Consider the following 13015-nt stretch of genomic DNA (forward strand, 5'->3'; position numbering starts at 1 on the left):
GACGAGCACACCTATCCGCTGCAGACAGCTACTGCTCAACGGCAGCTTCGGGAGAACAGGGCCGTGTTCTCACGCGTCGTCGATCACCACCACCGCGGCGACAACCCAGTGTCCCAGACGCTCACCTGGACGGTGCCCACAGTCGAGGGCCCCGGCGGATGATCCGCCGGGGCACTTGTGCGTGCGACAGGTCTCAGATGGTCGCGTTGTCGATCACGAAGCGGTACCGCACGTCGCTTGCCAGCACCCGCTCGTATGCCTCGTTGATCTCGGATGCGGTGATCCGCTCGATCTCCGCGCCGATGCCGTGCTCGGCGCAGAAGTCGAGCATCTCCTGGGTCTCGGGGATGCCGCCGATCATCGATCCGGCGAGGATCTTGTTGCCGCCGATGAGGGCGAACGGGTGGAAGGTGATGGGCTCTTCCGGGACGCCCACGTTCACCAGGGCGCCGCCCGTCTTCAGCAGGCTGAGGTAGGCGCTGAGGTCCAGTGGCGCCGACACCGTGGAGACGATGAGGTCGAAGGAGCCGGCGAGTTCTTCGAACGTCTTCGGGTCGCTGGTCGCGTAGTAGTGGTCGGCGCCCAGCTTCAGGCCGTCGTCCTTCTTGCGCAGCGACTGGGAGAGGACGGTGACCTCCGCTCCGAGCGCGTGCGCGATCTTGACGCCCACGTGGCCGAGACCGCCCAGACCGACCACGGCGACTTTCTTGCCGGGGCCCGCTCCCCACTGCTTGAGCGGTGCGTACGTGGTGATGCCCGCGCACAGCAGCGGCGCGGCGGCGTCCAGGGACAGTCCGTCGGGGATGCGGACGACGAAGTTCTCGTCGACGACGACGTGCGTGGCGTAGCCGCCGTAGGTGGGCTCTCCGTCACGGCCGATGGCGTTGTACGTCTGGACGGCCCCTCGTACACAGTGGTGTTCCTGGCCGGCCTTGCAGTTGTCGCACTCGCGGCAGGAGTCGACCATGCAGCCCACGCCCACGCGGTCGCCGACCTTGTACTTGGTGACGCCGGGGCCGACCTCGGAGACGACGCCCGCGATCTCGTGGCCCGGGACCATCGGGAAGATCGCCTGCCCCCAGCCCTCGCGGACCAGGTGGATGTCGGTGTGACAGATACCGGCGAACTTGATGTCGATCAGCACGTCGAACTCGCGGACCGCACGACGTTCGATGGTGGTGCGCTCCAGCGGAGCGTTGGCGGCGGGGGCGGCGTAGGCAGCAACAGTGGTCATGCCGTGGTTCTCCTTGCGGGGGTTGCGCGCCCGGCTGCCTTCTTCCGGCCGGGTGCGTTTTCACTGTAACTTATGTTCGCGTCAGCGCGAACATGAGCCATCACCCCTTCGCTCGCAGGCAGGGGGCGACGTCGGCAGCGACCAGCTCCGTCGCCGACACCGTTGCCTACGGCAAATCACCAGAGGTCGACCATCGCGTGGTAATTGACAGGGTACGAACGTACCTCATAACGTACCCACATCCGGGACAACCCAGCCAGCTCGACGAGGAGCACCGATGCGGCACCTGTACGAGGTAGATGTCCGAGTTCCGATGCGTGACGGTGTAGCCCTCGCCGCCAACGTGTGGCATCCAGTCGAGGGGAAGGCTCCGACGCTGCTCGTGCGCATGCCCTACGGCAAAGACGTGTTCGGCATCACCCTGGGCGGGGTCATGCCCGACCTCATGGCTTTGCTGGAGGCGGGCTACGCGGTGGTGGTGCAGGACTGCCGGGGAACCCACCGCTCGGAAGGCGAGTTCGTTCCTCATATGGCCGACCGGGCCGACGGCGAGGACACCGTCGTCTGGATCGCCGATCAGCCGTGGTCGGACGGCACGGTGGGCATGTACGGGGCGTCCTACCTCGGGATGGTCCAGTGGGAGACCGCCGTGACCGGCGCCCCATCCCTCAAGGCGATCGCGCCGGCCTTCACCTCGATCGACAACTACGAAGCGCCCTGGTACGGCCCGGGCGGTGCGCTCTCACTGAGCCTGGTCACGCTGTGGAACGCCATGATGTACACGGCCGACGCCCAGCGGTCCCTGGCGGTCGGCGGGGGCTCCGTGTCCCAGCTGCAGCAGCTCGGTCAGGCTCTCCTGTTCCCGGAGCCGCTGAACGACGTGCTGCCGACGGCCGAGGTTCCGGTCCTCGCGGAGTACGGGAAGTGGTGGGACGACTGGATGGCCCACCCCTCCCACGACGCCTACTGGGACGCCATGGAGCTCACGCCCGAGCTCAAGAACGTCACCGCCCCGGCGCTCAACATCGGCGGCTGGTACGACCTCTACATCGGGCAGACCGTACGCACGTACACCATCGCCCGCCAGAAGACAGGAAGTGCGCAAGCACGCGAGGGGCAACGGCTGATCATTGGTCCGTGGGACCACATATCCCAGACCGGTGTCTATCCCGACCGCTCCTTCGGCCCGCTGGCCAGTGCCCAGATGCTGGGCCTGACCGGCCTGCACGTGAAGTTCTTCGACCGCTGGCTCCGCGACGACACCACCGCACTGGACGACGTGGCACCGGTGAAGATCTTCGTCATGGGCATCGACCAGTGGCGCGACGAGCAGGAGTGGCCGCTGCCCGACACGCAGTGGACCGACTACCACCTCACCAGCGCCGGCCATGCCAACACAGCGGGCGGGGACGGCGTGTTGACGACCGAGCCGCCGACCGGGGCCGGGCGCGACACCTACCTCTACGACCCGCGCCGCCCGGTTCCCACGGCCGGCGGGGCGTCCATGCCGGTGACGCTGGAACTCTGCGGCCCGGTCGACCAGCGGACCGTCGCCGCCCGCGAGGACGTCCTGTGCTTCGCCGGGCCGGTGCTCGAGGAGCCCGTCGAGGTCACCGGCCCGGTCAGCCTGACCCTGTTCGTCTCCTCGTCGACGGTGGACACCGACTTCACCGCCAAGCTCGTCGACGTCTTCCCCGACGGCAAAGCGATCAACCTGTGCGACGGCATCCTGCGCGCCCGCTACCGGGGCGGCCTGGCCACGGAGGAACTGATGGAGCCCGGCACGGTCTACGAGATCACCGTCGACATGACCGCCACGTCCAATGTGTTCCTTCCGGGCCACCGCATCCGCGTGGACGTCTCCAGCAGCAACTTCCCCCGCTACGACCGCAACACGAACACTGGCGGCGTCATCGCCCGCGAGAGCGAGGAGCAGATGATTCCGGCGGTCAACCACATCCATCACGGGCCCAACCACCCCAGCCGTCTGGTCCTGCCGGTCATCGACCGCAAGGCCCAGTCGTGAGCGCCGCCGACCGGGTCGCCGAACTGACCGCGACCTTCGCGGTTCCTTCCCTCGACGTGGCCGGGCTGCTGTACGACCGGCACCCCGCCGACCACGTCACGTTCACCGTCGTCGACGGCAACGGCAACGGCAACGCTTCCAGGCTGACCTTCGGCGATGTCGCCGCGAACTCGAACCGCTGTGCGCGGGCGCAGCAAGGGCTCGGGGTCGGTCCCGGTGACAGGGCGGCGACCCTGACGGACAAGAGCACCGACCTGGCCACCGACATCCTGGCGATCTGGCGGCTCGGCGCGGTCTACGTCCCGCTGTTCACCGCGTTCGCACCCCAGGGCCATCGCCCTGCGCCTGGAAGGCTCGGGTGCGCGCGTCGTGGTCGTCGACCCGGACCAGCGGCCACGGAAGCGGTGACAGAGCTGTGCGAGGACGGCGTCGGGGGTCACGGCCGCCGGAATGCAGGAAACGACCAACTCGGGGACGTCGCCGAGGATCTCGGCGGCCGTTCCGTCCGGAAAGCATGAGCGTGGTCGCGGTGTCGTCGCCGCGGGGGATGCTGCGGGTGAGGAAGTGGAGGGCGAGCACCTCCGCGTCGAGGATCTTCACGACGACCGGTGCGCAAGGCTTGCCCGGCTCGGGGCGATCCGGCTGACCTGAACCACACGATGACCGGCAGCGGTCCGGGGGCGTTCTGCGGACGCAGCAGGAGGATGGGGACGTCGGGGGCGTCGGCGCGCGGCGCCTGGATCTCGTGGGCGGTGACGGTGTGCTCGTCGGGGATGGTGCCGGCGATGGTTTCGGCGAGCGCGCGGACCGCCTGGCGTGTGGCGGGGATGTCGGTCAGGTCGAAGACGCCGTTCGGGCCGATCGGCATGGCCTGGAGTGCTGCGGCCAGTTCGCTGTCGATCGCGGGACGGGAGCGGGGCATGGTTCTTCCTTGGGTGGGGCCTGCGTCAGGGCACGGGAGGGTGGTCAGGCCGTTTGGTGACCAGCCGAGCAGGGCCGCCTGGATGGGGCGGGCGGACAGGGCGGGACGGAGATGGGGGCGGGCTCAGCCTGCGGTGGTCGCCGGGGCGTCGAAGTAGTGGCCCCGACGGAGGTCGTCGAGGAGGCCGGGCTGGACGGGCTTCCAGCCCAGGAGGTCCCGGGTCAGCGTGCTCGAGGACGGGTTGTCGGCCGTGACATGGCCGCTGAGGAAGCCGAAGTGGGCGTCGGCCTGCGTCGCCGGAATGCTGACCACGGGCAGGTTCAGCCCCTGGCCGATGGCCTCCGCGATCTCCCGGAAGGCGATCCCCTGGTCGTCGGCGGCGTGCAGCCGGGAGCCCGCCGGCGCGGATTCCAGCGCCAGCCGGTACAGGCGTGCCGCGTCGAGGGTGTGGACGGCGGGCCAGCGGTTGGCCCCGTCGCCGACGTAGGCGGCGACGCCCTTGGACCGGGCGATGGAGATCAGGGTCGGGATGAAGCCGTTGTGGTCGAGCGTGCTGTGCACGGTCGGGGCAAGCCGGACGACGGACGAGCGGATGCCGCGTTGCGCGAGTGCGACCACCGCGTTCTCGGCGTCGATCCGCGGGCCTGCGTCGAGCGCGTCGGCTTCGGTGGCGACGTCGTCCAGCCCCGCGAAGGCGAGCAGCATGGTTCCCGACGTGGTCACCAGGGGCTTGCCGGTGCCGGCGAGCGCGTTGCCGAGCGTGTCGATGGCGCGCAGGTCCGCTGCGACCGCGCTGTCGAAGTCGCCGGCGAACATGGCGTCGTGCTTGAAGGCCAGGTGGATGACGCCGTCGGCTGCGGCGGCGGCCGTGGCGAGGCTGTCGAGATCGTCGAGGTCGCCTCGGTGCACCTCGGCTCCGGCAGCCGTCAGCGCGGCGGCGGACCTGTCCGAGCGGGCCAGGCCGACGACCTGGTGTCCCGCTTCGAGAAGTTCGGGGACGAGGGCGGAGCCGACGTGTCCGGAGGCTCCGGTGACGAATACGCGCATGGTGTGCGCCTTCCTTCTGCGGGCTCCCCACCCCGGGGGGCGGGAACACTGATGTCAGTTCGTGACATCACCGTAGCACCGATGTCAGGCTCTGTCATCACCTTGATGTCAGATCCTGTCATCGCGCGGTAGGATCGTTCTTCGGCGCAGCCCCAGCGTGGTGCTGTGCCTGGGCAGGCCCGTGGCTGTGCCGTGGACCTTCTTCTGCCCGCCTGAGACGTCACCCGTTGGGGCTAACCCGGATGGCTTCAGGGAGCCAGGGGTGAGGAACTGGAGAGCACCCTTCCGTTCTCTGCCAGCTTTCCGCTGCCCTGAAAGACCGAGGTGATTGCGGGTGACCCCCAACTCCAGTACTCCCGTCAACGGCGACTACTACGACCCGAAGGACCTCACGGCCGCCACGACCTACCGGACCGACGGCTCCGAGATCCTCCACGGCATCTCCCTGCGATGGACCACCGGAGGCAACTCCGACAGTGACACCACCCCGCCGGACTGGGACGACGGCCGGGCTCCGTACCCGCACGAGTACGAGGTGTGGCTCAACGACCAGCCCGCCCAGACCCTCTATCTGGACTGGCCGACCTGGTGGGGCGGCTGGAAACTCGCCGCCAACCACTGGGTCACTCTGGGAACCGATCCGGCCGCCGCCTACCAGGTCAAGATCCGGGCGCGGCGCGGCAACGGCAGCTGGAGCCCGTTCTCCGAGGAATGCACCGTGCCCGGCCGGGCCGACGACCCGTACCAGCCGATCCCGGTCGCGGTGTCCGACGACCGCAGCGGGGACATCGCGCAGCCCAGGCACGGCAACATGGCCAACCCGCCGAGCCGCTCCGTGCTCGCCCTGAAGTCCGCGGAGGGAGGCGGTCACGCCTGCACGAGCACCTTCTGTGACCAGGTCCGGGCGGCCTGCGCTGCGGACGTGTGGTGGGCGGAAGTCGTTCCTGGCAAGGAGCGGATGTGCGCGGACTACCCGTGGAACCGGCACGGCCATTACCTGGAGTACCGGAAGTTCAGCACCGGCAGCGACGACGGCAAGGTGGCCTCCGCGGGCAACCCCCGTTTCGCCGGCCTGGACCTCGTGGGCGACTGGCCCACCACCGCCCTCGACGCGGGCGCCCAGGACCTCACCTTCTCCTACGAGCACACCGCCAGCCACACCGGACCCACGTGGACGTACCAGTTCTTCGTCACCAAGGACGGCTGGAACGCCTCAGCCCCCTTGGCCTGGACCGACCTGGAGCCGACCCCGTTCATGGTGGTCGTCCACGGCCGCAACCCTGAACAGGCTTGGACCACGGCGGCGCTGGCCGGACGCAAGACAGGCCGGCACGCGATCGTGAACATCTGGGGCGGGCACGGCGGCGTCTGCACCACCGGCAACCCGGAGAGGTGCTGCGACCACGTCGATCAGGAGCAGCAGATGACCGGCGAGTTCTTCGTGTCCGTCTCGGACGTCGTCTTCGAATGATCTGACGGGGAGCCGCGGCTGGAACCGGGGGTTGAGGAACCTCCATGTCAGATCGTGCGCTAAGCCCTCGCGGCCTCCAATGACGCTTGACCTGGGCTAACGGTACGGCGCAGCCTTCGCCGGTCGGTGTTGTCGATCTTCGGAGGACCTGGTGGCGGTCGAGTTCCTGTCTGATCAACAGGCAGCCCAGTACGCGGCGTTCAGCGGAGCGCCGTCGCGTGCGGAGCTGGAGCGGTACTTCTTCCTGGATGACTCGGATCTGGAGAAAGTGCAGGCCAAACGGGCGCGCCTGCTCCAAGGCCAAGGCGCCGGCTACGGGGAGAGCAGCGTCAAGACCGGCATCCCCAAGACCTCCCTGCACCGCTACCTGAAGGGGTAGCGGTGCAGGGAGCCGGGGTGGCCATCGCATACCTGCTATCGGTCCGTTCCCAGAGTCGTTGGGGCCCGAAGTCATCGCGCTCGCGGTCGGCCCGATTCGGCTACGCGTCGCGCCTGTGCAGCAGCAGCCCGCCGACCAGCAGCGCGGCCGCCGCCCACGTGGCGAGCACGCCCAGGCCGGCCCATGGGCCGATGGGCAACTCGCGCAGACGGACGGTGGCTTGGACCGCGAGTCCGGCGGTCATGGGCGCGATCTGCTGGAGGTGGCGCTGCCACTCCGGGTCGTTGACCACCCGCGTGACTACCGGGAAAAGGTAGAGCAGCCCGAGCACGATCCCGATGGCGCTCGCCGCGTCCCGTACCGCCGTCGCCACGCCGAGGCCGAACAGGGCGATCAGGACGAGGTAGAGGACCGAGCCCACGGCCGCCCGCAGGGTCGGGCCGTCGGCCAGGGAGAGCGGGGCATAGCCGTGCGCCCCGGTGAATCCGTTGCCGGGCAGGATGTAGCGGCCGACGAGGAGGGAGGCCAGGACGGCAGCCGTCCCGGAGGCGAGGACGACCGTGGTGAGGGTCGTTGCCTTGGCGGTAAGGACGGTGATCCGGTTCGGCACTGCCATGAGCGTGGTGCGGATCATCCCGGTGCCGTACTCGCCGCTGACGGCCAGCACCGCGAAGACGGCGATGACCGCCTGCCCGACAGTGACGCCGGTCAGGGCGAGCTTGACGGCGTCCTGGCCGCACCCCGCGTCCGGGCACTTCACGGCCTTGGCGGTGCCGCAGCCGACGGCCACGGTCAGCGCGACGGCCAGCAGGAGCAACCTGCCCATTTCCCCCGCGGTGCGCACCTTTGTCCACTCCGCGCGCAGGGCGCGGCCGAAGTCCCCTCGCCACGCGCCGTCAGCCGTGCTCGTGAGGCGTGCACCGCGCAGGAGACTCATACGTCCCTCCCGCGCAGCCGCACCACGGCCAGACCGAAGGCGAGCGCGGCATATCCGCACAGCACGGCGAGGCCGGCCCAGGGCGCCAGCGGGTAGTAGCCGGTCGACGGCTCGTACACGCTGAGCACCTGCCCGTACCGCGGCAGGGTCTGCTGGATGGCGAAGCCTGCAGCCGGGGTCACCCTCAGCAGCCACTCCGAGACGCCCGGGGGCAGTACGCCGGAGGTGGCAAGCAGGAAGGGCAGCACGATCGACGCGATGACCAGGGCGACCGCCGTGCCGCTGCGCCGCAGCAGGGTGCCGACGCCGAGAGCGAGCACGGCGGCGGCTGCGCAGAGCAGGCCGGTTCCGACCATGACGCGCACTTCGGTCGCCGACGTGACGGGGAAGACATGGAAGCCCCTGCCACGCGCGCTGCGTTCCCCGATGGGAACGGTGATCGCGGCGGCGACCAGGCCGATGGCGAACGCGACGCCCCCGGCCACCAGCGCCTTGGCACCAAGCACCCGGCCGCGCAGGGGAGTTGCCGCCATGGTCGTACGCAGCAGACCACGCCCATACTCGCCGGTGATGAACACCGTGCCCACGGCGATCACCACGATCAGGCCGGCGAATGTGCCGACGAGGAAGTTCTCGACGGAGAAGCCGACGCCCATGGCGGGCCCGCCGACGACCGGTGCGATGTCACCGGCCCCGGTCACGGTGAACCCGCCGCCGGTCTGGGTGAAGCCGCCCTTGGTGGTGTTCGTGTAGCTGCCGGAGGTGCCCGCGTCGCCGCCCACCTGTGTGCCGCTCCACGCGCTCTGGGACCAGCCACCGGTGAGGCCGGGACGGCCGAAGGCGCCGGTGGCCACGGCGGGGCTGAAGCCCGTGCCCGCTGCGGTGTCCTGCTTCGCCTCCGGTGACGTGGCGAAGAGCCCGGCCTGCACGGTGTGCGCAAGCCCAGGCAGCTTCGCATGGCCGACCTTGGTCCAGTGGGAACCGTCGGTGGAGGTGTAACCGGTGAGGCTGTCGCCGGAGCGGACCAGGCGCAGCCAGCGCGGGGACTCCTGGGTGACGTTGTCGGAAGGGCCCGCCGTGTCGTGCGTGTAGTCGTACTGCATGCGCACGCCGTGACCGCCGGTGGCCATGACCGCCGCGTACGGGGATCCCTGGGTGAGGCTTTCCTTCACGATGATCCCTGCCTTCGCCCAGGGCTGGGCGCCCTGGGCCGTCTTGCCGGTGCCGGTGTCGGCCACACCGGTCAGGGACCGCAGGGGAACGGTGAGGGCGCCGTCCCCGGTGAGCGTCCTGTGGACGAAGTAGAAGCTGTCGTTGACGGCCTCGCCGCCGGGGCCCTTCGGATACGAGGCGGAGTCGGTGCCGCGACCGCCGGGGGCGGGGGCGGCCGTGCCGAGCAGGCCGACCACGATCGTCACCAGGAGCGCCCCCGCCATGGCGATGACCCAGCCGCGTACCGTACGGAACTTCGTCCACTCGGCGTGCAGCGTCCTGAGGAACCCGCTCCGCTCAGCGCGCCTCGTGGGCGGGGGGCGAGGGGTGAGGGTGGCTGTCATCGCGTGACCTCCCCCGCCGGGATGCCCCGGTACTCCACCGCTTCCCGGGTGAGCTCCATGTACGCCTCTTCTAGCGTCGCCCGGTGCGCCGACACCTGGGAGAACGGCACCTCGTTCCGGGCAAGCAGGGCCACGATCTCCTCGTCGGGCAAGCCTGTGACGCCGAGGGTGTCGGGGCCGGTGGCGAGAACGGTGGCGCCCGCGCCGTGCAGGACCTGGGCGGCGCGCGGAGGCGCGGAGGTACGCAGGGTGACCCGGCCGCTGGACGCCTCGGCGAGCAGCTCGGACACGCTGGTGTCCGCGACGACCCGGCCGCGACCGATCACCACGAGATGGTCCGCGGTGTCTTCGAGTTCGCTCATCAGGTGACTGGAGACCAGGACGGCGCGGCCCTGCCGGGCCAGCTCCGCCAGGAAGCCGCGCATCCACACGATGCCGTCGGGGTCGAGGCCGTTGAACGGCTCGTCCAGCATGACCACCGGCGGGTCACCGAGCAGCGCCGCCGCGATCCCCAGGCGCTGGCGCATGCCCAGCGAGAAGCCGCCGGCCTTGCGCCGGGCCGCCGTGCCCAGGCCGGCCTGTTCGATGACCTCGTCGACGCGCCGGGGCGGCACGCCCTGTGAGTGGGCCAGCCACAGCAGGTGGTTACGGGCGGTGCGGCTCGGCTGCAGCGCGGAGGCGTCGAGCAGTGCCCCCAGATGCCGAAGCGGGCGACGCAGGGTGCGGTACGGCACCCCGCCGACCAGGGCCTTCCCCTCCTCAGCTGCGTCTAGGCCCAGGATCACGCGCATGGTGGTGGACTTGCCCGCGCCGTTCGGGCCGACGAAGCCGGTCACCCGTCCGGGCCGCACGGTGAACGTCATCCCGTCCAGAGCCGGCTGTGGCCCGAAGCGTTTACGCAAACCGATGACCTCGATCGTCGCCTTCGTACTCTCATCGCTCATGGGCCCCACCCTGTGACGGAGCGACTTACAGGGGCCGAACGGCCACTGTCATGTCGCTGTTAGGCGCCTCGGCTTAGCCTGACCTGGTACGTGTCCTGGTGCGGTGGCGAGAGGGGAGCATGCGGATGAAATGGGGTCCGCCCCGACGGCTCGCGGGCCTGACTGCCCGGCTCGGCCTGCGCCGTGGCACTGCCCGCACCCGCTTCACCGCCTTGTACGTGACTCTGTTCCTGCTGTCGGGAACGGCGCTGCTGGCCATCGCGGCCGTGGTGGCATCCGGCGGATCGCGCTCCAGCCAGACCGCCCCCGACGGCGGCACCGATCAGCCCGCCACGGCGGCACAGGCCCAGGGCCGCATCGACGAGTTGGAGCAGCAGCTGGCCCAGTCGCACGACACCCAGTCCCGACAGATCCTGCTCGGCTCCGCCATCGCCCTCGGCGTCATGGCGGTGATCTCGGTCGGGCTCGGCTGGTTCGTCGCCGGCCGAGTGCTGCGCCCGCTGCGCGTGATGACAGCGGCCACCCGCCGGATCACCGCCGACAGCCTGCACGAACGCCTGGCCATCGGCGGCCCCGGCGACGAGGTGAAGGACCTCGCCGACACCATCGACGACCTCCTCGGCCGCCTGGAGGGCTCCTTCGACGCCCAGCGCCTCTTCGTCGCCAACGCCTCCCACGAGCTGCGCACCCCGCTCACCACGATGCGGGCCTCCGTGGACGTGGCCCTCGCCAAGCCGGGCCCGGTACCCGAGACCACGGCCACGCTGGCCGCCCGGATGCGCGCCGAACTCGACCGGGTGGACCGGCTGCTGGAGAGTTTCCTCGTCCTGGCTCGCACCCAGCACGGCGAGTTCACCGACTCGGCGCGCCTCGCCCTCGGCCAAATCGCGCTGACCGCCCTGACCGGACGGGCAAAGGACATTGCGGCCAAGGGCCTGACCGTGCGTGAAAACCGGATCGACGACTCCGCGTGGGTGTGGGGCAGCCAGACGCTGCTGCGCCGTGCGGTCGACAACGTGGTCGACAACGCGATCGCGCACAACGACCCCTGGGGCTGGATCAGTGTCGCGGTACGGGCCGAAGGGGACGACGCAAGCGCAGTGTCCCTCGTCGTCGAGTCCAGCGGACCGGTCCTCGACCAGCGGCGGGTGGCGGACCTCGCGCAGCCCTTCCGCCGCCTTGGCGCCGACCGGACCGGCACCGGCCAGGGCAGCGGCCTCGGCCTCTCCATCGTCGCGGCCATCACTCAGGCCCACCACGGCACCCTTGACCTGCGCGCTCGCCCCGACGGCGGCCTGCGCGTCACCATCACCCTCCCCCGTACGGACGGCAGGGCGACGGCGGAAGCTCCCAACGCAGAGACGGGCGTGGCGCGTTGAGAGTCCTGGTGGTCGAGGACGCCCGCCCCCTCGCCGAAGTCATTGCCGAGGGACTGCGCGACCAGGGCATGGCCGTGGACGTGGCCCACGACGGGCTCGACGCTGCGGCCAAGCTGGACGTCAACGCGTACGACGTCGTCGTGCTCGACCGCGACCTGCCAGGCATCCACGGCGACACCCTCTGCCAGATGATCACCGAGCGGGACGGCCGCGTGATGGTCCTGATGCTGACCGCCGCCGACTCACCCAGCGACCGCGTCAGCGGCCTGACCCTGGGCGCCGACGACTACCTCGCCAAGCCCTTCCACTTTCCCGAACTCGTCCTGCGCATCCGCGCCCTGGCCCGCCGCCGCCCCGCCGCCCGGTCCCGCACCCTGAGCACGGCAGGCATCGAACTCGACCCGATGCGCCGCACCGCCAGCCGCGACGGCCACCAACTCGACCTCTCCGTCAAGGAATTCGCGGTACTCGAAGCCCTCCTTAGCGCGAGCCCCGCCTTCCTCAGCACGGAGGACCTCCTCGAACAGGTCTGGGACGAGCACGCCGACCCGTTCACCAACACCGTCACGGTGACCATCAGCCGCCTGCGCCGCAAACTCGGCGACCCCCCGGTCATCACCACCACACCCGGCGTGGGGTATCGGATCATCGACCCAGGCGCCCTAGTAGTGCTTCGTTAGGTTCTGGCTCTGGTTCTGCTGGTGGTGAGGGGTCGGCCGCAGGTGGTGCAGGCGCCGGTCCAGCACCTCAGCAGGTCCTGGAGTGCGTCCAGGACCTGGTAGAGAGTCAGGCCGGCGTGTGTGCTTTTGGCTCGAAGAAGCAGCGGCCCGCCACCCGCTACGACGTGGGCAAGACCGTGAAAGGACCCGAGAGCATCATCGAACGAAACCGACTCAGACCATAAAGAACAAGCTAGCTGGCTCGGACACTCTCGGCTGCGGAAACCGGCGCTCTCGACCGCGCCGCTGCACCGATGCTCGCAAGGCGGAGCCGCCCCGTACCTGAGTACGCGGGCTCAACCCGGCCTAGTAGGACTCCGTTACGTCTGCCTGTGAGTCCTGTCTGGGGGCATGTTGAAGGTGTGGACGCACATGAAGTGAACCGTGCTCGGGCGAAGTTA

10 protein-coding genes and 1 pseudogene are annotated in these 13015 nt (G+C 69.9%); 6 read left to right on the top strand and 5 right to left on the bottom strand.

Annotated elements, in window-relative coordinates; genetic code table 11:
• Nucleotides 1-193 precede the first annotated feature (193 nt).
• Entirely contained in the window at nt 194-1234 is a 1041-nt protein-coding gene (locus ACZ5SK_RS45045; protein ID WP_334573763.1) for an NAD(P)-dependent alcohol dehydrogenase, read from the bottom strand.
• 313 nt (nt 1235-1547) lie between these two features.
• On the opposite strand from ACZ5SK_RS45045, the gene ACZ5SK_RS45050 reads away from it, so the two are divergent.
• Nucleotides 1548-3260, top strand: coding sequence for a CocE/NonD family hydrolase (locus ACZ5SK_RS45050; RefSeq protein WP_468577840.1), 1713 nt, complete (start codon nt 1548-1550; stop codon nt 3258-3260).
• On the top strand, nt 3257-3778 hold the full coding sequence (locus ACZ5SK_RS45055; protein WP_334573767.1) for an AMP-binding protein: 522 nt from the start codon (nt 3257-3259) through the stop codon (nt 3776-3778). Before ACZ5SK_RS45050 ends, ACZ5SK_RS45055 begins: the two co-directional genes overlap by 4 nt.
• Nucleotides 3779-4305: 527 nt before the next feature.
• Here ACZ5SK_RS45055 and ACZ5SK_RS45060 read toward each other — a convergent pair.
• Nucleotides 4306-5229 (bottom strand): SDR family oxidoreductase, encoded by a 924-nt coding sequence (locus ACZ5SK_RS45060; protein WP_468577842.1) that lies wholly within the window; start codon nt 5227-5229, stop codon nt 4306-4308.
• 334 nt (nt 5230-5563) lie between these two features.
• Between ACZ5SK_RS45060 and ACZ5SK_RS45065 the strand changes: the two genes are divergently transcribed.
• Entirely contained in the window at nt 5564-6700 is a 1137-nt protein-coding gene (locus ACZ5SK_RS45065; protein WP_468577844.1) for a lytic polysaccharide monooxygenase auxiliary activity family 9 protein, read from the top strand.
• Between the two features lie 151 nt (nt 6701-6851).
• Nucleotides 6852-6983, top strand: a pseudogene (locus tag ACZ5SK_RS45070) (DUF4158 domain-containing protein); the annotation flags it as partial.
• Between the two features lie 196 nt (nt 6984-7179).
• On the opposite strand, the gene ACZ5SK_RS45075 reads toward ACZ5SK_RS45070, so the two are convergent.
• From ACZ5SK_RS45075 to ACZ5SK_RS45085, 3 genes are read right to left on the bottom strand one after another with little or no spacing between them, the layout of a single operon-like run.
• On the bottom strand, nt 7180-8016 hold the full coding sequence (locus tag ACZ5SK_RS45075; RefSeq protein WP_361710488.1) for an ABC transporter permease: 837 nt from the start codon (nt 8014-8016) through the stop codon (nt 7180-7182).
• Complete coding sequence (locus ACZ5SK_RS45080) at nt 8013-9572, bottom strand: DUF1349 domain-containing protein (protein WP_361710486.1); 1560 nt, start codon at nt 9570-9572, stop codon at nt 8013-8015. The genes ACZ5SK_RS45075 and ACZ5SK_RS45080 overlap by 4 nt, the downstream gene beginning before the upstream one ends.
• Complete coding sequence (locus tag ACZ5SK_RS45085; RefSeq protein ID WP_361710484.1) at nt 9569-10516, bottom strand: ABC transporter ATP-binding protein; 948 nt, start codon at nt 10514-10516, stop codon at nt 9569-9571. Before ACZ5SK_RS45085 ends, ACZ5SK_RS45080 begins: the two co-directional genes overlap by 4 nt.
• Nucleotides 10517-10641: 125 nt before the next feature.
• Here ACZ5SK_RS45085 and ACZ5SK_RS45090 point away from each other — a divergent pair, with 125 nt between their 5' ends.
• Together ACZ5SK_RS45090 and ACZ5SK_RS45095 are read left to right on the top strand one after the other, a co-directional pair.
• A complete protein-coding gene (locus tag ACZ5SK_RS45090) occupies nt 10642-11895 on the top strand; it encodes a sensor histidine kinase (RefSeq protein WP_468577846.1) in 1254 nt (417 codons plus the stop codon).
• Nucleotides 11892-12575 (top strand): response regulator transcription factor, encoded by a 684-nt coding sequence (locus tag ACZ5SK_RS45095; RefSeq protein WP_361710480.1) that lies wholly within the window; start codon nt 11892-11894, stop codon nt 12573-12575. The genes ACZ5SK_RS45090 and ACZ5SK_RS45095 overlap by 4 nt, the downstream gene beginning before the upstream one ends.
• The last annotated feature ends 440 nt before the right edge of the window (nt 12576-13015 follow it).

The organism is Streptomyces sp. NPDC031474 (assembly GCF_055581185.1).

Bases quoted from the DNA above. Each gene is read 5' to 3' on its own strand.
- ACZ5SK_RS45045 (WP_334573763.1), bottom strand. From the start codon at position 1,234: ATGACCACTGTTGCTGCCTACGCCGCCCCCGCCGCCAACGCTCCGCTG.
- ACZ5SK_RS45050 (WP_468577840.1), top strand. From the start codon at position 1,548: ATGCGTGACGGTGTAGCCCTCGCCGCCAACGTGTGGCATCCAGTCGAG.
- ACZ5SK_RS45060 (WP_468577842.1), bottom strand. From the start codon at position 5,229: ATGCGCGTATTCGTCACCGGAGCCTCCGGACACGTCGGCTCCGCCCTC.
- ACZ5SK_RS45075 (WP_361710488.1), bottom strand. From the start codon at position 8,016: ATGAGTCTCCTGCGCGGTGCACGCCTCACGAGCACGGCTGACGGCGCG.
- ACZ5SK_RS45080 (WP_361710486.1), bottom strand. From the start codon at position 9,572: ATGACAGCCACCCTCACCCCTCGCCCCCCGCCCACGAGGCGCGCTGAG.
- ACZ5SK_RS45085 (WP_361710484.1), bottom strand. From the start codon at position 10,516: ATGAGCGATGAGAGTACGAAGGCGACGATCGAGGTCATCGGTTTGCGT.
- ACZ5SK_RS45090 (WP_468577846.1), top strand. From the start codon at position 10,642: ATGAAATGGGGTCCGCCCCGACGGCTCGCGGGCCTGACTGCCCGGCTC.